Source organism: Blautia sp. AF17-9LB (assembly GCF_003479185.1).
Classification (GTDB): domain Bacteria; phylum Bacillota; class Clostridia; order Lachnospirales; family Lachnospiraceae; genus Fusicatenibacter; species Fusicatenibacter saccharivorans.
The window spans coordinates 37,814-57,703 of the sequence record NZ_QUGU01000022.1 but is presented as its reverse complement, the minus strand read 5'-3'; the positions used below and the strand labels follow the sequence as shown (position 1 = coordinate 57,703).

General features: G+C 48.8%; 11 protein-coding genes, 1 pseudogene and 1 riboswitch. Of the genes and pseudogenes, 9 read left to right on the top strand and 3 right to left on the bottom strand.

Annotated features, from left to right (window positions below; translation table 11 throughout):
* Window positions 1–16: 16 nt before the first annotated feature.
* From DWX00_RS17820 to DWX00_RS17780, 9 genes and pseudogenes are all read left to right on the top strand, one after another.
* Entirely contained in the window at window positions 17–955 is a 939-nt protein-coding gene (locus tag DWX00_RS17820) for an ABC transporter permease (RefSeq protein WP_118595919.1), read from the top strand.
* 12 nt (window positions 956–967) lie between these two features.
* Window positions 968–1,870 carry a carbohydrate ABC transporter permease gene (locus tag DWX00_RS17815; RefSeq protein ID WP_118595918.1) on the top strand — a complete coding sequence of 301 codons (903 nt, stop codon included), beginning with the start codon at window positions 968–970 and terminating at the stop codon, window positions 1,868–1,870.
* A gap of 191 nt (window positions 1,871–2,061) precedes the next feature.
* Window positions 2,062–3,804: a sensor histidine kinase gene (locus tag DWX00_RS17810; protein WP_118595934.1), complete on the top strand. Its 1,743-nt coding sequence runs from the start codon at window positions 2,062–2,064 to the stop codon at window positions 3,802–3,804.
* The gene (locus tag DWX00_RS17805) at window positions 3,782–5,377 is read left to right on the top strand and encodes a response regulator transcription factor (RefSeq protein WP_118595917.1); all 1,596 of its coding nucleotides are present in this window, start codon (window positions 3,782–3,784) and stop codon (window positions 5,375–5,377) included. Before DWX00_RS17810 ends, DWX00_RS17805 begins: the two co-directional genes overlap by 23 nt.
* Before the next feature lie 247 nt (window positions 5,378–5,624).
* Window positions 5,625–7,844, top strand: a complete 2,220-nt coding sequence (bglX, locus tag DWX00_RS17800) for a beta-glucosidase BglX (protein ID WP_118595916.1) — start codon at window positions 5,625–5,627, stop codon at window positions 7,842–7,844.
* A gap of 200 nt (window positions 7,845–8,044) precedes the next feature.
* Window positions 8,045–9,399, top strand: a pseudogene (locus DWX00_RS17795) (MATE family efflux transporter).
* A gap of 117 nt (window positions 9,400–9,516) precedes the next feature.
* Entirely contained in the window at window positions 9,517–10,824 is a 1,308-nt protein-coding gene (locus DWX00_RS17790; protein ID WP_117510370.1) for an alpha-L-fucosidase, read from the top strand.
* Window positions 10,825–11,204: 380 nt separating this feature from the next.
* Entirely contained in the window at window positions 11,205–11,930 is a 726-nt protein-coding gene (locus DWX00_RS17785) for an ABC transporter ATP-binding protein (protein WP_055221955.1), read from the top strand.
* Window positions 11,923–13,644 (top strand): putative ABC transporter permease subunit, encoded by a 1,722-nt coding sequence (locus DWX00_RS17780; protein ID WP_117761457.1) that lies wholly within the window; start codon window positions 11,923–11,925, stop codon window positions 13,642–13,644. The genes DWX00_RS17785 and DWX00_RS17780 overlap by 8 nt, the downstream gene beginning before the upstream one ends.
* A gap of 288 nt (window positions 13,645–13,932) precedes the next feature.
* On the opposite strand, the gene DWX00_RS17770 is transcribed toward DWX00_RS17780, so the two are convergent.
* The 3 genes from DWX00_RS17770 to DWX00_RS17760 all read right to left on the bottom strand — a co-directional run bounded on the left by DWX00_RS17770 (window position 13,933) and on the right by DWX00_RS17760 (window position 19,879).
* Complete coding sequence (locus tag DWX00_RS17770; protein ID WP_022461231.1) at window positions 13,933–14,574, bottom strand: ECF transporter S component; 642 nt, start codon at window positions 14,572–14,574, stop codon at window positions 13,933–13,935.
* 212 nt (window positions 14,575–14,786) lie between these two features.
* A riboswitch (FMN riboswitch) is annotated at window positions 14,787–14,915 on the bottom strand.
* 78 nt (window positions 14,916–14,993) lie between these two features.
* On the bottom strand, window positions 14,994–17,957 hold the full coding sequence (locus DWX00_RS17765) for a beta-glucosidase (protein WP_118595915.1): 2,964 nt from the start codon (window positions 17,955–17,957) through the stop codon (window positions 14,994–14,996).
* A gap of 203 nt (window positions 17,958–18,160) precedes the next feature.
* Entirely contained in the window at window positions 18,161–19,879 is a 1,719-nt protein-coding gene (locus tag DWX00_RS17760) for an extracellular solute-binding protein (RefSeq protein ID WP_117804646.1), read from the bottom strand.
* Window positions 19,880–19,890: the final 11 nt, after the last annotated feature.

Genomic DNA, 19,890 nt, shown 5'->3' with positions numbered 1-19,890 from the left:
AAAGGAGACACGCTTTATGAAAAAAGCAGAGGTTAAAAAAGAGAAAAAGAAAAACGTGCTGAAGGAATATTGGCCGCTTTATCTGATGATGCTTCCGGCACTTCTGTATCTGCTGATCAATAACTATATCCCGATGGCAGGTATGGTGATTGCGTTTAAAAAACTGAACTTTGCAAAAGGTATCTGGGCAAGCCCATGGGCAGGACTCGACAACTTTAAGTTCCTGTTTTCCTCGAAGGATGCATGGATCATTACAAGAAACACGCTGCTGTATAACGTTGCATTTATTCTTATAAACATGGTAGTCGGAATTGCCATTGCGATTCTGATTACGGAGGTAAGAAACACAAAGCTCAAAAAAGTGTACCAGAGTGCAATTCTTCTTCCGTTCCTGATGTCCATGGTTATCTTAAGCTACATCGTATATGCGCTTCTGAGTGCAGAAAATGGTCTTGTCAACAACTCCATCCTTCCGTTGTTCCACATTGACCCGATTCAGTGGTACCAGAAACCGAAATACTGGCCGGCGATCCTGATTATCGCGAACTGCTGGAAGGGCGTAGGATACGGATGCCTGATTTACATCGCATCCCTGATCGGTATCGATCCTTCCTTCTATGAGGCTGCAAGACTGGACGGTGCAAGCAAATGGCAGGAGATCACGAAAATCACACTGCCGAGTCTCGTTCCGACCATCATCACCCTGCTGCTCCTCAGCATCGGAAGAATTTTCTATTCCGATTTCGGTCTGTTCTATCAGGTACCAATGAACTCCGGTGTTCTGTTCCCGACCACAAACGTTATCGATACCTATGTATACCGTGCCCTGATTGAACAGGGAAATATCAGTATGTCATCTGCAGCCGGTGTATACCAGTCTCTGGTAGGCTTCTGTGTCGTAATGTTGAGCAACTGGATTGTCCGCAAAGTAGACAAAGACCAGGCATTATTCTAGGAGGATGGAAGTATGACAAATTCAAAAAAAGCAAAACGTTTCCAGTTCTGGATTAATGTAGTACTCATTCTGATTACGTTATCCATTATACTGCCGTTTGTACTCGTATTTATTTCCTCGCTGACCGATGAAAACACACTGATCCGCAACGGATATTCGTTCTTCCCGGAGAAATTCAGCTTCTATGCTTACTCCTATATCATTCGCCAGGGCGAGAAAATCCTGAGAGCATACGGAATTACCATTTTTGTAACCATCATCGGTACCGTTGCAAACCTTGCGATGTCCGCTCTGTTGGCATATCCGCTTTCGATTAAAAAGCTGCCGTACCGCAGAGCAATTACCTTTTTCGTATTCTTCACGATGCTGTTCAACGGCGGACTGGTGCCGACCTACTTGATGTATGTAAAGTATTTTCACATCAAAAACACGATCTGGGCATTGATTGTTCCGGGCTTCCTGTTAAGCGCAAACAACGTGCTGATGATCCGAAGCTACTTTAGCACCAGTATCCCGGACGCGCTGTTCGAGGCAGCCAAAATCGATGGCGCCGGACACATGAAAATTTTTACCAGCATCACCCTTCCGCTTGGAAAACCGATTCTGGTAACAATGGGACTGTTTTCCGCACTTGGCTATTGGAATGACTGGACAAATGGTTTATACTATTTATCAGGAAATGACGGTCAGAAGCTTTACAGCATCCAGAACCTGCTGAACCAGATGATCACCGATATTCAGTATCTGGCAAGTGGAAAAGTAACCGGAAATATCGGCGCGGAGGTGGCAAAGCTGCCGACAACCTCGATCCGTATGGCAATCGCATTTATCGCCATGCTGCCGCTGTTTATCATCTATCCGTTCCTTCAGAAATACTTCGCAGAAGGTATCACACTTGGCGCGGTAAAGGGATGATTTTCCATGCAGGAATAAAAAAGAGAAACATTTCGGTGTTTCCGACATAAATCAGAAAAACAGTACAGACTCATGGAAACATGAGGTGTACTGTTTTTCTGCTGTATTATATTCAGAAAAAAAGATCAGTTCGTAAAATCAAACACGGAAAAATTTCGAGCGTACCGGAACAGAAAAAAGGAGGAAATATCATGCGTATTTCAAAACAGACGAAAAAAACAACACTGGCGCAGCAGGGGCGTTATCTTTTGATCTGCCTGCTGAGTATGCTGCTGCTTTTTCTGGCTGGGAGCATGCTTATTCTGAACCGGACGCAGCAGCAGGTATATGAGCAGCTGGAGGAGGTTTCAAAGCTGTATACGGATGAGCTGGACAACCGTTTTTTTCGAATCAGCCGAAATCTGTTTTCGACCGTAATGGACAGCTCCAACCCGGATTCTGCTTTCTGGAAATACATGGATCTGATGGAGAAGGATCAGTATGAGGAATATGTCATCACACAGCTGCGAAGGAACTATGTATCTGCAGCGTGGGATTTCGGAACGGATTACAATGTTTTTCTCTATACGCAGAAGGATGAGAGCTTATATCAGCTGAGCATTTCCTCCGACGGGCGTTATTCCATTGATCCGTATCTGCAGGAAGCGCTGAAGCGCCGGATCAGGAGTCTGTCCCAGCAGACGTATGCAGTCAAGAAAAAATGGACCGTGATGCGCCAGGGCAATGAGGTTTATATGCTCAAGGTAGCACAGAGTCAGGGTGTCGGATTCGGCTGCTACGTCAATCTGAAGACGATTTTGGAACCGTTCTCTGAGCTGTCTCTTGGGAAGAGCGGCTATGTCAGTCTCGTTGACCAGAACGGAAAAAGCATCGGAACACTGACGGAAAAAGGAATTGTAACGGATGGTTTGAAGCTTGATACCGGCAATTATACGTTCCGGCAGGAGCTTTCACAGGCACCGTTTGAAATTCGTACAAAAATCTCCTGGACGGGAGTCTTAAATCTGATGACGGGAAGTGTGTTTGCTCTTCTCGGCGTTGCATTTCTGATGGTGATTGCCGGTTCCGTGCTGCTGTTCCATCTGAAGACAAAAATCCTGAAGCCGGTCGCTATGTTTACGGAAAATCTTCAAAAATATGACAATGGGGATCTCACCTATCAGATGTCGGAAGGAAATCTGGTAGAGCTGGAGCAGATTGACGATAAATTCCGAAACATGATTCATCAGATCCGACGTCTGAAGATCACGCTGTATGAGCAGGAGCTGGAAAAACAGAAAATCGAGATGGACTACCTGAAAATCCAGATCCGCCCGCATTTTTATATGAACTGTCTGAACTTTATCTACAGCATGATCGACTTCGGTCAGTACGACCATGCAAAGTCGATGAGCCGTATTACGTCCGATTATCTTGCGTATATTTTCCGGAATACGAGCGAGATGGTGCCGGTAACGGCGGAGACGAACCACTGTGAAAATTACCTCAAAATTCTGCTGCTGCGCTATCCGGAAAAATTCACCTATTATTTTGAAGTCCATGAAGAAGTGAAAGACGCGGTAATCTTCCCGTTTCTGATTCAGGTGTTTGTAGAGAATGCGGCAAAACATGCTCTGACGCTGGAGACGGTTCCGCTGATTTCCGTGACGGTTTACCCGGAGGACCGCGGCGAAGAAAAGTATGTCAACATTTATATTTCGGACACCGGAAACGGCTTCCCGGAGGAGACGCTGCAAAGGCTGAAAGCAGGGGAAGATATTTCCGAGCATGGAAAGCATATCGGGATTGAAAACTGCCTGAAACGATTCCGTTATTATTATGGTGATACAGGAGAGATTCATTTCGATAACAGCCCGCTCGGCGGAGCAATTGTAGATATCCATATTCCATACAAGACAGGGGGAGAAGAACATGAAACTATTGCTCGTGGATGATGAAGAGTACGTGATTGAAAGTATCAAAAGAAACCTCGATCTTACAGAGACCGGGGTGAACGAGGTGTATACCGCGTTTTCCGTACAGCAGGCGAAGAACATCATGGGAATGGTGGACATTGATATTGTAATCAGCGATATCGTGATGCCGGGCGGAACGGGATTCGACTTTGTGGAGTGGGTCAGGAAAGAGGAGCTGAAGGTCCAGGTCATCTTCCTGACAAGCTATGCGGAGTTTGACTATGCCAGAAGAGCGATACAGCTGAACAGTGTCGATTATCTGCTGAAGCCCATTGATTTTGAAAAGCTGAAGGAGGCCGTACAGCGTGCGGCGGAATCCGTTGCGAAAGAAAAGAAAATACAGGATCTCAGGCAGGAAAGCATCAAGTGGAACCGGAACAGAAAAATTCTGCAGCAGGATATCTGGAAAAATGTGCTGAAAGACGGCTTCTCTGAGAAAAAATTCTGCGAAACGGCGGCACAGCGTCAGTTGCCATACGGACCGGGACACTATTTCCGGCTGATTTGTCTGATGCCGGAAATAAAGAGCAATAAGCGGGAGATGTGGGATACCGCGACCATGGAATTTGTGATCGAAAATGTGCTGTCGGAACTGTATGAGGAAACGGATATTGCGGTAGATACTGTTTTTTACCAGGAACCGGGCAGCTACTGGATTGTTACACAGTCAAAGGAAAAAGCATTCCCGCAGGACGGTGGACGGGATTGTGAAATTCTGCGGCAGTTTGTTGCGTGGATGAATGAAAAAATCTATCCGGAGCTGTGGTGTGGTGCCGGACAGTGGGAATCTGTGCGGGGGATGCAAAAGCAGAGCCGGAATCTTCAGAAAATGCGGGAGGGAAGCCTTTCCGTGCGAAACGAGGTGCTGTTTCTGAACGAATTTCAGGCTCCGCAGACCAGCTACGAAAATAGGGAGCTGGATGTATGGAAAGCTCTGCTTTCGGAGGAAAAACCGGAGGAGCTGCTGGAGCGGCTGCAGAAATACCTTGACCGGACGGAGCGGGAAGGAATGATTACCAGGGAGCTTCTGGTAGCACTCCGTACCGATCTGACGCAGGTGGTGTATGCATGGCTTTCGGAACGGGAGATCAAGGCGTATGCACTGTTTGCAGATGCGGACATGGAAAACCTGCATCGGAATTCCCTTTATGGCAGAGAAGAGATGATGGAATATGCCGGGGTACTGGTTCGGAAAGCAGTTCAGTACAGACAGTACATCAACAAATCAGATTCGGTTACGAGCCAGGTATGCGCTTATATCGATGCACATTACCGGGAGGAGATTCACCGGGAGGAGCTTGGGGAGCTTGTCTTTTTGAATACGGATTATCTGTCCCGGATTTTTAAAAAAGAAAAGGGTATTTCGATCAGTAATTATATCATCCAAAAGCGGGTGGAGGAGGCAAAAAAGCTTCTGACACAGAGCACGCTGCCGATCAATACGGTGTCGCTGTATGTGGGGTACAGCAATTTCTCGTACTTTACGAAGATGTTTAAGGACAATACGGGATACGCACCGCTGGAATACCGAAGAAGCTTTAGTGAAAAATAGCGGAAAGCCACCCTTCACATGTCCGGGAAATAACAGAGGATTTTATCACTTTCTTACGCACCGGAACAGCAGCAAACAGGTCGGAATAGTGAAAGAAAAAGGTCGGATCAGGGGATATTTTTTTCAGGTCAGATGTGGTAAAATTTCAATATAAGATTCAGAAAAAACGGAAAAGCGATATTTTTCTGACATTTTAGGGGTTTCTGAAGAAGCAGATACAGCAAAAACGAGGTATGGAGGAGAAAAAATGACCGAGCAGAAATTAAAAGAGCTTCTGGCCGACATGACGCTGGAAGAAAAAGTAAACCAGATGAGCCAGGTGGTGGGTGCCTTTTTCAATAAAGATATGGACATCACGGCGATGGGACCGATGGCAGATAAAGGCTTTACGCCGGAAAATGTAGCGCTTTCCGGTTCCATCCTGGGTTCCATGGGCGCAGAAACATTAAAGAAAATCCAGAAGGATTTCGTGGAGCAGCACCCGCATCATATCCCGATGCTGTTCATGCTGGATGTCATCAACGGCTTCAAGACCATTTTCCCGATTCCGCTGGGACAGGGCGCAACGTTTGAACCGGAGCTGTCCGAAAAGTGTGCGGCAGTTGCTGCAAAAGAGGCAGCCGTTTCCGGCCTTCACGTAACCTTCGCACCGATGACCGACCTGGTCCGCGATGCAAGATGGGGCCGTGTCATGGAGTCTACCGGTGAGGATCCGTATCTGAACGGTCTGTTCTGTGCCGGAATGGTACGCGGATTCCAGGGAGACGATCTGAAGGAGCCGTACAAGATTGCTTCCTGTGTGAAGCATTTCGCAGGCTATGGTGCTCCGACAGCAGGAAGAGACTACAATACGGTAGAGCTTTCCGAGCATACCTTCCGTGACTTCTATCTGCCGTCCTACAAAGCCGGCATCGATGCAGGCGCAGCGATGGTAATGACTTCCTTCAACATGGTAAACGGTGTTCCGGCAACCGGAAACAAGAAACTGATGCGCGGCATTCTGCGTGACGAGATGGGATTTGACGGCGTTCTGATTTCCGACTGGGCGGCAATCGAGGAGATTATTTACCACGGCTACTGCGCAGACCGTGAGGAGGCAGCTGTCCGCTCCGCCGAGGCAGGCGTTGACATTGATATGATGACCGGTATTTACTGCGAGAACCTGTGCCGCCTTGTAAGAGAGGGCAAGATTTCCGAGGATCTGATCAATGAGTCCTGTATGCGTATTCTGGAACTGAAAAACAAACTGGGACTGTTTGAAAATCCGTATAAAGACGCAGATGAGACGAAAGAAAAAGAGGTCATTCTCTGCAAAGAGCACCGCGCCCTGGCAAGAGAAGCCGCAAGAAAATCGTTTGTCCTGCTGAAAAACGAAGAGAAAATCCTGCCGCTTGGCAAGGAGAAAAAAATTGCCTGGGTCGGACCGTATGTCCACAGCAGAAACCTGATGGGCGCCTGGTCCTTCATCGGAGATGCAAAGGATGTGACAAATCTGGAAGAGGCCGTAAAAGCGCAGGCAGATACGACAAACATGAGCTTCCATGCAGGTTCCCCGATGCTCGGCTCCGACATCCGTCTGGAGGGCTTCGGTGAAGCGATGGAGCAGTCCCACACACCGGAGGAAGAGGAGGCAATGCTTCTTGAGGCTGTAAACGCAGCAAAGGAGGCCGAGGTTGTCGTTCTTGCGATCGGTGAGGACCGTCTGCAGTCCGGCGAGGCAACCAGTAACGCGAACATTCGCATTCCGGAAATCCAGCAGAGACTGCTTGAGCGCGTTTCGGAGGTCAATGAAAACATTGTCGTTGTTCTCTTCAACGGCCGTCCGCTCGACCTGCGCGATGTCGTATCGAAAGCAAAAGCCGTTCTTGAAGTATGGATGCCGGGTACCGAAGGTGCCAATGCAATCGCAGACGTTGTTTTCGGTGCATACGCTCCAAGCGGCAAGCTGACCATGAGCTTCCCGTATTCTGTAGGCCAGGTGCCGGTTCACTACAACGAGTATTCCACCGGAAGACCGCATGTGCCGGGCAAGGACAAAGACCGTTTCCGTTCCAAATACCTCGATATCCCGAACGCACCACTGTTCCCGTTCGGATATGGCCTTGGCTACACCAGCTTTGCAATTTCAGATGTGAAACTGGACAAGGCAGAGCTTGGCATGGAAGATGAGATTAAAGCCTCCGTAATCGTGAAAAACACCGGCGATACAAAGGGAACCGAGACCGTACAGCTTTACATCCACGACGTAGCCGCATCCGTGGTACGCCCGGTGAAAGAGCTGAAAGATTTCTGCAAGGTAACCCTTCAGCCGGGAGAAGAAACCGAAGTCATCTTCAAAATCACAGAAGAAGAGCTTCGCTTCCTGACAGAAAATGAGCGTGTAGAAAGTGAAAACGGTGCTTTCGAAGTCTTCATCGGAAGCGACAGCACGACAGAGAATAAGGCAGAATTTGTGCTGAAAAAATAAGAAGCAATACTGGGATGTAGCGTAAGCGGAATCAAGATGGGGGTCTGAATCGCTACGGAAAGATAAAAGAAAAGCCAGCCACAAAAAGCGAAAAGAATTTTGCTTTTGCGGCTGGCTTTTTTCTGCCGGTACCGTATTGACCCTTCTGTTAAAACAAAGTAAAATAGAAATTGGTATTGGGACGAAAGAGAGGAAAAGAAATGGGGTACTTAGGAAACAAGTTACAGGGGAAATACCACAAAGACACATTCCAGACCGCCGTCAACATGGCGTGGCCGGCGATCGTGGAGTCGTTTTTTATTGCATTTGCGGGTCTTGTGGATTCGCTGATGGTAAGCTCGCTTGGCTCTTACGCAGTTGCCGCGGTCGGCCTGACGACACAGCCGAAGCTGCTTGGCCTGGCGTTTTTCTTTGCACTGAATGTGTCGATTTCCGCCCTTGTTGCGCGGCGGCGAGGGGAACAAAGACAGAGTGCGGCGAATGAGACTCTGGTAACTGCGCTTGTATTTATTATCCTTGCGGCAGCTGCATTCAGTGTTGGATTTGTGGCGTTTGCAAGTCCGATCATCCATCTGTGCGGCTCAACGGCGCAGTAACATATTTCCGTATCATCATGGGCGGTATGATTTTTAACTGTATCCAGATGGGGATCAACTCGGCACAGCGCGGTGCGGGCAATACAAAAATCACGATGCGCACAAATGTAACATCAAATACGATTAATATTATTCTGAATTATCTTCTGATCAACGGCCATTTCGGGTTCCCGGCACTCGGCATTCAGGGTGCGGCACTGGCAACCGTCACAGGAACGGTTGTCGGATGTGTGATGAGCATCCTTTCCATCACAAAGCAAGACGGATTCCTGAATCTTGGCTATATTCTGAAGAACAAAATTAAACCGACGATTGCAGCGTTCATCAGCCTGGTCAGGGTCGGGTACAGTGTGTTTTTCGAGCAGGTTTTCATGCGGATCGGCTTTATGATGACGGCGATCATGGCGGCCAAACAGGGAACCGATGCGATGGCGGCACACCAGGTCGGCATGAATATTATGTCGCTTTCGTTTGCGTTCGGCGATGGCCTCCAGTCCGCAGCGGTTGCACTGATCGGCCGGAGCCTTGGCGCAAAAAAGCCGGATCTTGCGAAAGAGTACGGCAGAACGTGCCGTCTGATCGGCGCGGGCATCGCAGTATGCCTCGTTGCCATTTATCTTTTCGGCGGAAGATGGCTGTACAGCCTGTTTTTTGAAGAACAGCATATCATTGAAATCGGTGTCAGCATCATCCATGTCATTATTTTCGTCGTCATTTTCCAGATCTGTCAGGTTATTTACATGGGATGCCTGCGCGGTGCTGGAGATACGCTTTATACGGCAGTTGCATCTATGATCAGCGTTACATTTATTCGTACGATCGTTTCGTATCTCGGCGGTTACACGCTGGGGCTTGGCATCGTCGGAATCTGGTTCGGCGTGCTGGCGGATCAGATGTCACGGTTTATCTTTGCGACGATCCGATTTAAACAGGGAAAATGGGTGAAAATTAAGATTTAATCGAATCAAGCAGCGAAGCGGATTGCGAATATCCGCTTGACGTAACGATTCAGAGCCATGCGAAATGGTACTCTGAATCATTACCAATATAAAACTAAAACAGGAGGAAGCAAAACGATGTACAAATTTGACAGAGAAGCTTATGACAGGCGGATGGAGTGGTACCGCGACGCCCGTTTCGGCATGTTTATCCACTGGGGGCTTTACGCCATCCCGGCGCGCGGAGAATGGGTGCGGAGTACCGAGCAGATTCCAAAAGAAGATTACATGAAATATTTTGAGGAGTTCAATCCTGTTGATTTCGAGCCGCGGAAATGGGCCAAGGCGGCGAAAGAGGCCGGTATGAAATACGTGGTTCTGACTGCCAAGCATCACGATGGATTCTGCCTGTTTGACAGCCAGTATACCGATTTCAAATCCACCAACACGAAATGCGGCCGCGACCTCGTTGCAGAGTACGTTGATGCCGTCCGCGCAGAAGGACTGAAGGTCGGTTTGTATTTCTCCCTGCTCGACTGGTTCCACGACGATTTCCCACATTACGGCGACCGGAACCACCCGATGCGGAACAACCCGGCATACAAAAACGATGACCGCGATTTCGACCGCTACCTGACCTACATGCACAATCAGGTACGCGAGATCTGCACAAACTACGGAAAGCTCGATGTGCTGTGGTTTGACTTTTCCTACGATACGCTGCGCGGCGAAGCATGGAAAGCGACGGAGCTGATCAATATGGTGCGGAAGCTCCAGCCGGATGTCATCATCGACAACCGTCTCGAGGTGAGCGGAGAGGGCTACGGTTCTCTGGCGGCCGGAAATCCGACCCCGTACCACGGCGACTTTGTGAGCCCGGAGCAGATGATTCCGCCGAATGGCATCCAGGATGTAAATGGAAACGATATCGCCTGGGAATCCTGCGTTACGATGAACAATCACTGGGGCTATTGTGCCAACGACCACTTCTTCAAACCGGCACCGATGCTGATCAAAAAGCTGGTCGAGTGCGTATCGAAGGGTGGAAACCTGCTTTTGAATGTCGGCCCGGACGCCAGGGGAAATATCCCGGAGGAGTCGATCGAACGGCTGGCTGAGATTGGAAAGTGGATGAAGAAAAACGGAGAGAGCATTTACGGCTGCGGAAAAGCCGGTATTGAGAAACCGGACTTTGGCCGTGTGACGCGCCACGGAAACCATCTGTATTTTCATGTCTATGAAAATACCGTTGGGCCGCTGCCGCTGCCCGGCGTGAAAAAAGAAGAAATTCAGGCGATCCGCTACGTCGCAACCGGCGCGGAAATCCCGGTTTCCACAAGCTGGGTACACAGCGATTATCCGACCATGGCATTCGCCGATCTCGGCGAAGACCCGGTATTGCCGGATGGAGTCGATACAGTCATTGATGTGATTCTGAAAAAGTAGAGGGTAAAATCGGATTTGATCCTGGAGCGTGTCTGAAAAAGCATTTCCGCAATCTGCAGGCTTCACTTTGCGGTATCTTTTTTTTCAGACACGCTCTAAAAGTCTTACAAGTTCTTACAAAATTCTGTATTTTTCGTTCCGCTGATTGACAGTTCTGGCAGAAGAATGCATACTGAAAAAAACACAAGATCACAGCCCGTGCTTCGAAATTTAACCGAATCAAGCAAGTAGCGAAGCGGATTGCGAATATCCGCCTGACTCCTTTTCCTGCGCAGGGAAGGATAAGAGCTTTCGGAGTGAGAAAAGGGCAGTCTGTTTTTAGAAACGAAGCAAGAGAGTCACAGTTTCGTTTTACAAGAAAAAAAGAGGGGGAATAAAACATGATTCGTCTGAACCACGTCAGCAAAATTTACGGCGATGGAAGCAAAAAAGCCGTCGATGATCTTTCCTGGGATATCGAAGATGGAAAGATCACCGGATTTATCGGCCCAAACGGAGCCGGGAAAACGACAACATTAAAAATGATCACCGGCATCCTGGCACCGTCCGAGGGAACGATTGAAATCAATGGAAAAGATATCCAGAAGGATCCGCTCGAAGCCAAGCGCCAGTTCGGTTTTGTGCCCGACGACCCGGATGCGTTTCTTCGCGTCAGGGGAATTGAATATCTGAATTTTATGGCAGATATCTACGGTGTCGGAACGGAAGAACGTCAGCGTTTTATCGAAGAAACCGCAAAACGCTTTGAGATGGAAGAGAACCTTTCGAGCCGTATCATGAGCTACTCGCATGGCATGCGTCAGAAAATCATGGTGATGGGCGCACTGATCCACAAGCCGCCGGTCTGGATTCTCGATGAGCCGCTGACCGGCCTTGACCCGCGCTCCGCGCACGAGCTCAAACAGATGATGCGTGAACACGCCGATGCCGGAAACGCCGTGTTGTTTTCCACCCATGTGCTGGAAGTAGCGGAAAAACTCTGCGACCGCATCGCCATCATCCATCACGGCCGCCAGGTATACCTGGGTACCCTGGAAGAATTAAAAGCGGCCTATCCGGATCAGACACTTGAAAATATCTTTCTGGAGATCACCGAACATGCGTAACTTATGGATTCTCACCCGTTTCCTTCTGAAAAGCGGACCAGGAAAAAGCAATCAGAAGAGCGGAAAAAAGAAAGCATTTTCGGACGGAGGACGTATCGTTGTATACCTTCTGCTTGGTGTCTGCCTCCTTCCCGTGTCGGTCTTACTGTTTCTTCTGGGATATTCCGGCTATACCTTCCTGCAGCCGCTCGGGCTGGAAACCCTGCTGATCGAGTTCGTCTGTGCCATCGGCATGATGGTCATTTTCTTCTATGGCCTGCCGCTGTTTCTGAGCGAGTATTACATGGACTCTGACCTCGTAAAGCTTTTGCCGCTGCCGTTTACCCCGGCGCAGATTGTCGGTGCGAAAGGCTTCTGCTGTCTGCTGAACGAATACTATCTTATTGTACTGCTGTTCTTTCCGTTTCTGTTAGGGTACGGGATCAGCGCCAAAATGGGCATTTTTTACTGGATCAATATGATCCTCGCCTGCCTTATTTTCCCGGTTGTGCCGCTCGTCTACGCCGCAGTTTTGACGATGCTCGTGATGCGTCTTTTCAAAAATATCCGAAACAAGGATTTCTTAAGCTACCTCGGGTTCGCCGCATCCCTGATTTTTGCGATCGGCATCAACGTATTTTCGCGCAGTATCGGAAATTTTGAAATGCAGGATATCATGAACCTGATGGAAAGCCAGAAGGGCACTCTGCGCGCCTTCCGGACCATTTTTCCGAACCTGCCCCTGATGACCGGAAGCCTTGCAGATGCATCCTTTCTCAAAATGATACTCTACATCGCTACAACAGCCGTCATCCTTGCTGTCTTTTTCGCTCTCGCCTGGAAAATCTACCTCCCGGCTGTCCTCGGCATGAGCGAGACCACCAGCGAAAAACGCATTTTATCCAAAGAAGAAGTGACCCGAACCGTCAAAAGCAAAAATCCGGTCCGCACCTATGCGATGATTGAATGGAAAAAACTGTACCGCACACCGGCCTGGTTCATGAATTGTGTTCTGATGCCTCTCATCTGGCCGGTCTTCATGCTTGGTATTGCCCTCATTTCAATCATTTCCAGCCTTGGCATGGCTAAAACCACCGGCCTTTGGACCCGGCTTGTCGCCGATGGCACCATATTCCGCCTCCTGAAAGGGGAACTGCCCGTCGCAGTTGCCGTCCTTACCGCCGCCGGAATCGCCGTCATGATGTCCATGTTCTGCGTAATCTCCGCCACAGCGATGTCCCGAAAGGGCAGCGAATACATCTATATGAAATGCATTCCGATGAGCTATCACGACCAGATCCGTGCCATGCTGGTAAGCGGCATCCTGATCAGTCTCCTTGGCACCTTGCCGTACGCTCTGGTCTTCAACATGATTGCTGTCGTCTTCGGTCTGCACCCGGCGACCCTTCTTTACACCACGGTGATCACGGTTTTATTTACCCTGTTCGTCAACTATGAACAGCTCCTTTTTGACCTTGCATTTCCGAAATTAAACTGGGAAAACGAAACCGCCGCCATAAAATCCAACAACCGCTCCCTGATCTCCGTCCTCATCGACCTCACCGTCGGCGCAATCCTGATCGGAGCCGGCTACCTGCTGTACGGAAAACTTCACCTCAACATCCACATCACCACGAGCGTGATGATTCTGCTTACCGCAGTCCTGACCTTCGCCATGCGAACCGCCCTTTTTAAATGGGGCGTTCAAGTGATGGAACATCTGGAAAGCGCTTAACAGTTTCGAGACATAATAACAATATTAAAATGTGATAGAAAAGAGATTTCAGCCAATGTGCGGATCTCTTTTTTTTGCGCTCCTTTCCAATTTCGCTGCGTATTTTCTTTTATCGATTATGCTTCATTGTACTACTAAAAGACCTGTGTGGGCAATCCATTGCCGCCATTCCCCGAAAATTTTAAAAGACGGACAAAAAACAGAGGATTTCTCTCTGCATTTTGTCCGTCTCTCTACAACGTATTTATTGGATTCTCCGTTTACGGAAATGATTTCGGAAATGATGAACTAATTCATCGCCTCACCCTTCAGCAGTCTGCTGATGTGCTTGTACAGAAGCATGGTTACCAGTGATACCACAACACCTTTGATGATATTAAACGGTACAACGGCAAACAGAACAAAGGTCGGAAGGCTTGTAATTGCTTTGTTGACTGCAGATCCCATTCCCACAAGGGCATCCATCGGCATTCCAAAGGCTGCTGCATAAGCCGGAAGCAGTACAAAAGCGTTCAGAAGACCGCCGGCTGCTGCCAGAAATACGGTTCCGACTGCCATACCGATCATGGCATTTTTCTTGGTTTTTTGTGTTTTGTAGATCCATGCGGCCGGCATAACATACGCACAGCCAATCAGGAAGTTTGCTACTTCGCCAACACCTGCGGTGGTACTTCCTTTCATGACAAGGTTCAGCAGAATCTTAATCAGCTCAATCGCAGCTCCGGCAAGAGGTCCCATCGCAAAGGCTCCGATCAGCACCGGAACTTCGCTTAAATCAATCTTGTAGAAACTCGGGGCAAACGGAAGCGGGATGTCAAAAAACATCAATACGACTGCGGCGGCGCCGAGCATTGCCACCTGTACCATGTAACGGGTTTTTCCGATTTGCGACATCTTTGATGTCTGTTTTGCTGTTGTCTGTGCATTCATAACTGCATTTCTCCTTTTTTCTGGAGATCTTGACCGGTTCTGCCGGAAGTAACGAGTCCAAATACGCTCCACGAATTTGAACTCGTTTTCGCGGCAGTCGCCAAGGTCTCGTGCAAGCACGGACTTTGGCTCGTTGCCCGCGAAAAAAAGTGCCCTGAATTCCTTTTCTTGAATTCAGGGCACCAAAAATATTTCCATGCAAATAAATTTTATTTCATCTTCTTTCATCCAGACTTTAACTGTTGGTCCCGGAGTTGCACCGAGTCAGCCGCTGTTTGATATCGCAGCGGGTCGCGGACTATACCGCCAGTAGGGAATCACACCCTGCCCTGAAGATCTCCGTATTTTGTTTTTACAAGAACATTTTATTCATATTCACACAATTTGTCAATACTTTTTTCAGACAATACGTTATCTGGTTAGTTTGCTACGCCCATCTGAATTTTTCCTGTGCTCTTATTTTTCAGCACACGCAGATAGCAGATCCGCATATCTCCCTTCAGGACGAGACGGATCTCAGATGCGCCGTCCGTCTGCGGTCTGTCTGCGAGGGAAATTTCAACATCCTCATAAACCGGCTCGCGGTACCGGTTGCGCTCTTTTACTTCTTCCTCCGCATAGCGGTCCAGTTTCGGGGCGCTGCGGAACTCACAGGTTCTTGTGTCACCGGTAAAGCTTCCCATCGAAACACCGTCCACAAAGGCTTCCACACTGCCGCCGCGTTCACTCTTCACATGAAGCGCCAGAACAGCAGCATCGGAAAGATCACAGTCACGGTAAACGAGAACGCCGTCTTTCGTCTCATCCTGTACGCGGACTGCCTTGAAATTGAAGTGGCCCTCCGTCAGATACATGTTCTCGTAATCATCGTAGTGGTCTGCCGCGGTAAATGCACTCAGATCGCGTACTCCCCTTTTTCCGCCCGGAATAAAGATTTCTGCGGAAACGGCTTTATCCTTGCAGGATGCGCCCGCATAGATTTCATACGTTCCTTCTTCTACCATCAGTCTGCGGCTGATGACATCGTAGAAGCGAAGCTCCTCCACCGGGATTTCCAGTGCGATGTGTCTCGTCTCGCCCGGGGCAATGTTTTTCACACGGACAAAATCAAGCAGCTGGCAGATTGGTTTCTTTACGCAGGATTCCAAAGCGGAACCGTAGATCTGGACGACCTCGTCGCTTGCGGTATCGCCCGTATTTCTCACATCGAGAGAGATCTGCAGCAGACGGTCATCTTTTAAGGAAATCTTATAGTTCTCATACGCAAATGTGGTATACGTCAGGCCATAGCCGAATGGATACAATTCCTTCCCGTCGAAATAGCGGTACGTTCTTTTTCCTTTGATGATGTCGTAATCGTCAATGTCCGGCAGCTGATCGATACTCTCATACCAGGTCATATTCAGACGGCCGGCCGGTGCATAGATTCCAAGCACAGCCTCTGCCATTGCGCTTCCCATATCCTGGCTTCCCGTTGCAGACATGATGATCGCCGGCAGTTTTTCCATCGCTTTCTGAAGTGTGTACGGATAATTCGTAAACAGCACCAGAACGGTATTCGGATTGACCTCTGCGATCCGGTCAAGCAGCATCTCCTGCTCCTCTGGCAGCTCCAGTGTGTTGCGGTCGATCTCCTCTTTCGCATTGATCACGGAGTTACAGCCGAGCGCAAGTAAAACCTGCTTTTTGCCCCGGACTGCAGCAACTGCTTTTTCAATTCCGTTTTCGACAACCTCCATCGTAATCGGAATTCCCTCTGTCTGCTCGAAGGAGAAAAATCCCTCTGCATCCTTATAAACCGGGTAATGGAAACGGTTGGTCAGCACAACGCTGCCATCCTCCTGTGGCTCCACGTGGAAAATCTCCATCACGAACCAGTCGAAGGCTTCCTCCCGGTCTGCCGCAATCTGTCCCATTTTCGGCTTTTCTCCCTGCGACTCTGAGAGTCTTGCGCCGAGGTATTTTCCGGTACGGACACTCTTGAACGTATAGCTTCCCTCACCCCAGTATTCCTTGATAAACACATCTGGCTCATCTGCCATCTGAAGTGTTCCGTCTTCTGCTACGGCAAGACTTTTTCCATCACAGCGGAAAACAACGCGATCCAGACCATCCGCGAATGTAATGTTCTCCTGCTTCAGTACTTCCATCCCCTGCAGGAAGGTTGTGCGGTATGGTGCCGTTCCGCCGTACCAGTCCTGATACCATGCATCACCAAGCGGTCCGACAATGGCAATATCTTCTGCTTTCAGGGCTTTGTCAAGTGGCAGCGCTCCGTTCTCATTTTTCAGAAGTACGATCGATTCGCGGCTCAGCTCTTTACAGATTTCACGTGCCTTCGGGGAATCGATATCGTCCTCGGTCACACGGTCATACGGATTCAGATTTTCCCGATCATAAACGCCGAGACGAAGCTTCGTCTCCATCATACAGCGAATAGAGCGGTCCATATCCTCTTCTTTCAGAATGCCAAGCTCATATGCCTCGCGTGCCGCCTGCTCTACCATACGCGGATCGTCAGACATGGCATCCACACCGGCTTTCAGCGCCGTTGCGATCGTCTCCGCATGCTGTCCGAAATAGTGATGCAGATTCACGACAAGTCCCATCGCACCGCCGTCGCTGACAACGTGACGGAGACCGTACTGTTTTTTCAGAATATCGGTCACTTCCGGATTCAGGATACCGATCGTTCCGTTGATCTTGTTATATGCCGTCATAATGCCCTCTGCGCCGCCGTCCTCAATACATCTGCGGAATGGCTCCAGATACAGCTCATATTTGTTCCGCGGGTCAATGGAAGAATTTTTCCATCCGCGGCCGACCTCCGTGTTGTTTCCATAGAAATGCTTTAAGGTCGCTGCACAGCGCAGATACTTCAGATCATCGCCCTGCATTCCCCGGATATAAGCACCGGCCATCTTTCCGGTCAGCACAGGATCCTCTCCGTAACCTTCTTCGTTTCTTCCCCATCTCGGATCGCGCTCAAGATCAACGGTCGGAGCCCATCTGCTGAGTCCATGGCCCTCATGGCGGTGCCATACGACGCGCGCCTCGGTTCCTGTTATTTCACCGGCCTGTCTGATCAGCTCCGGATCCCAGGATGCACTCATACCGATCGGCTGTGGGAAGGATGTTGTCACATCCGGTTTTCCAAGACCGTTCTGATCGTTTCTGCCCTCAACGCCGTGTGCCGCCTCACCGCCCACAGAGACACCCGGAATGCCAAGGCGCGGCAGATCCGGGGAAGAGCTGGCGAGGTATCCCAGTTTTTCTTCGACCGTCATTTCTTTTAACAGCCAGTCGATTCTTTCCTGATCCGTCAGTGATGCATCCCAGAACGGTGTGTTTTTGTTTACCTGAAACTCCTTCTTTTCTGTCATTTTCCAAAAACCTCCCGATGATTTTGTCTCATGAAATTGTTTGCAGATTTTCCATATACTGTTATCTTTTTACAATGTTTCACATTTCCCATTACTGTCGCTGTATTTTAAAACATGGCCTGACATTTAATAATATCAGACCATGTTTTTGTGCCGCCTTCCGTTCAACGGCAAAACCTTATGTTTTTATGTTTTTGCTTTACTTACTCTACATCAACAAGTTTGGTAGCAAGGAACTCTGTCATAGCTTCTTCTGCATCTGCCAGACCATTGTCTGTCAGCTCCTGTACCATGCTCTCCCAGTTTGCATCAAACTCATCTTCTGTACCAGTTACGCACTTAACCAGTCCTGGCCATGCAATTTCATCCAGAATAGTCTGTTTCTCAGCCAGTTCCTGTGGCTGCTGATATGCCCACAGTGCAGAGTATGGAAGAAGGTCAAACTCCTCCGGCTGTGCAAACATGTCGGTCAGCATTTCAAATCCCATCGCTTCGCATCCTTCTTTTTCTGCTGTATTGTAGTTTGCAATAACAGACTCTTTGGTAGTTGGAGTGTATGGGAATCCGTCTTCAGAGTAGGAACCTGTTCCGTAGATCGGGAATCCAGTGTAGTTGTCAATACCGGTGTTCTTTGCATAATCCGGATCAGACTGAGCTTTTGCTACTTCTTCGTCAGTACGATATGGCTGTCCATCATCATCAAGGAAGTAGTTCTCGCCTTCGATACCCCAGTGATACAGGATCTGTCCTTCATCGGAGCACAGATAGTCAAGGAATTTGATGGCACGAACCGGATCTTCACAGCTCTTGGTAATTCCAATACCCCAGCCAACGGTAGTTCCCTGATACAGAAGGGCTTTTTCTACCTGATCTTCTCTTAAGGTTACAGGAAGTCCAACATAAGTCTGATCTACTTTTCCATCTGCTACCAGAGTAGCTTCGCACTGGCTGTAATGCCACTCAGCATCGGTGATGGCAACAACACGGCCGCTGGCAACTTTTGCAATATAGTCATCATCTGTCTGCGTTGCAAAGTTCGGATCCAGGATACCTTCGTTGTACATACGGCACAGCCATTTGAAGTATTCTTTCTCTTCATCTGTTACATGTTTGTAATGTACGTTGTACTCGTCGTCAATGATCCACTGTCCATTATCCGGGGATGCATCAGCGATCAGTCCTGCCGGGTTTCCAAGGGTAATCATCCAGTGCCAGTCAGAAGCACTCATGGTGATACCGATCATATCCAGACCATCTTCTGTTTTTGGATGTGCTGCAAGATAGCTCTTGATCATTTTTTCATACTCATCCAGTGTCTTCGGATATTTATAATCGTTCTCTTTTAATGCAGCCCACTGAATCTGGCAGCTTCCGCCTGTTGTCAGGGTTTTCTGGTTTACACCTGCGTAGGAAAGCTGATAGATTCCAGGATCATCCTGGCTCCATTTCAGTTTTTCCATCTCTGCTCCGTACATTTTTTTGATGTTTGGACCATATTTTTCAATCAGGTCTGTCATATCAATCAGCGCGCCTGCCTGATACAAATCCGTTGCTGAGCCTTTTGCATAAATCATGTCCGGATACTCATCATTTGCGATCATCAGCGCAATATCTTCTTTTGCATCACCCTGGGATGCTACCGGATAGGAAACATCAAGTGTAACGCCTGTTGCCTCTGTGATTGCTTTTGCTACCGGGTTATCCCAGTTGCCGTTTTTACCATCAGCGTTAAAATACTCAAAGGTAATCGGAGATTTGTCATCTGCATCATCTGCTGTCTCGCCTGAAGAACTTGCCTCTGCCGCTGATCCAGTCTCTGTGCTGGATCCTCCCTTGCTGCTGCCACTGTCGGAACCGCATCCTGCGAGCATTCCGGCCACCATAGCAGATACTAACATGAGTGATACTACTTTTCTTTTCATAAAAGCCCTCC

What these genes read in the sequence shown, in the direction of transcription:
- DWX00_RS17820 (WP_118595919.1), top strand. Translation starts at nt 17, where the DNA reads ATGAAAAAAGCAGAGGTTAAAAAAGAGAAAAAGAAAAACGTGCTGAAG.
- DWX00_RS17815 (WP_118595918.1), top strand. Translation starts at nt 968, where the DNA reads ATGACAAATTCAAAAAAAGCAAAACGTTTCCAGTTCTGGATTAATGTA.
- DWX00_RS17810 (WP_118595934.1), top strand. Translation starts at nt 2,062, where the DNA reads ATGCGTATTTCAAAACAGACGAAAAAAACAACACTGGCGCAGCAGGGG.
- DWX00_RS17805 (WP_118595917.1), top strand. Translation starts at nt 3,782, where the DNA reads ATGAAACTATTGCTCGTGGATGATGAAGAGTACGTGATTGAAAGTATC.
- bglX (WP_118595916.1), top strand. Translation starts at nt 5,625, where the DNA reads ATGACCGAGCAGAAATTAAAAGAGCTTCTGGCCGACATGACGCTGGAA.
- DWX00_RS17790 (WP_117510370.1), top strand. Translation starts at nt 9,517, where the DNA reads ATGTACAAATTTGACAGAGAAGCTTATGACAGGCGGATGGAGTGGTAC.
- DWX00_RS17785 (WP_055221955.1), top strand. Translation starts at nt 11,205, where the DNA reads ATGATTCGTCTGAACCACGTCAGCAAAATTTACGGCGATGGAAGCAAA.
- DWX00_RS17780 (WP_117761457.1), top strand. Translation starts at nt 11,923, where the DNA reads ATGCGTAACTTATGGATTCTCACCCGTTTCCTTCTGAAAAGCGGACCA.
- DWX00_RS17770 (WP_022461231.1), bottom strand. Translation starts at nt 14,574, where the DNA reads ATGAATGCACAGACAACAGCAAAACAGACATCAAAGATGTCGCAAATC.
- DWX00_RS17765 (WP_118595915.1), bottom strand. Translation starts at nt 17,957, where the DNA reads ATGACAGAAAAGAAGGAGTTTCAGGTAAACAAAAACACACCGTTCTGG.
- DWX00_RS17760 (WP_117804646.1), bottom strand. Translation starts at nt 19,879, where the DNA reads ATGAAAAGAAAAGTAGTATCACTCATGTTAGTATCTGCTATGGTGGCC.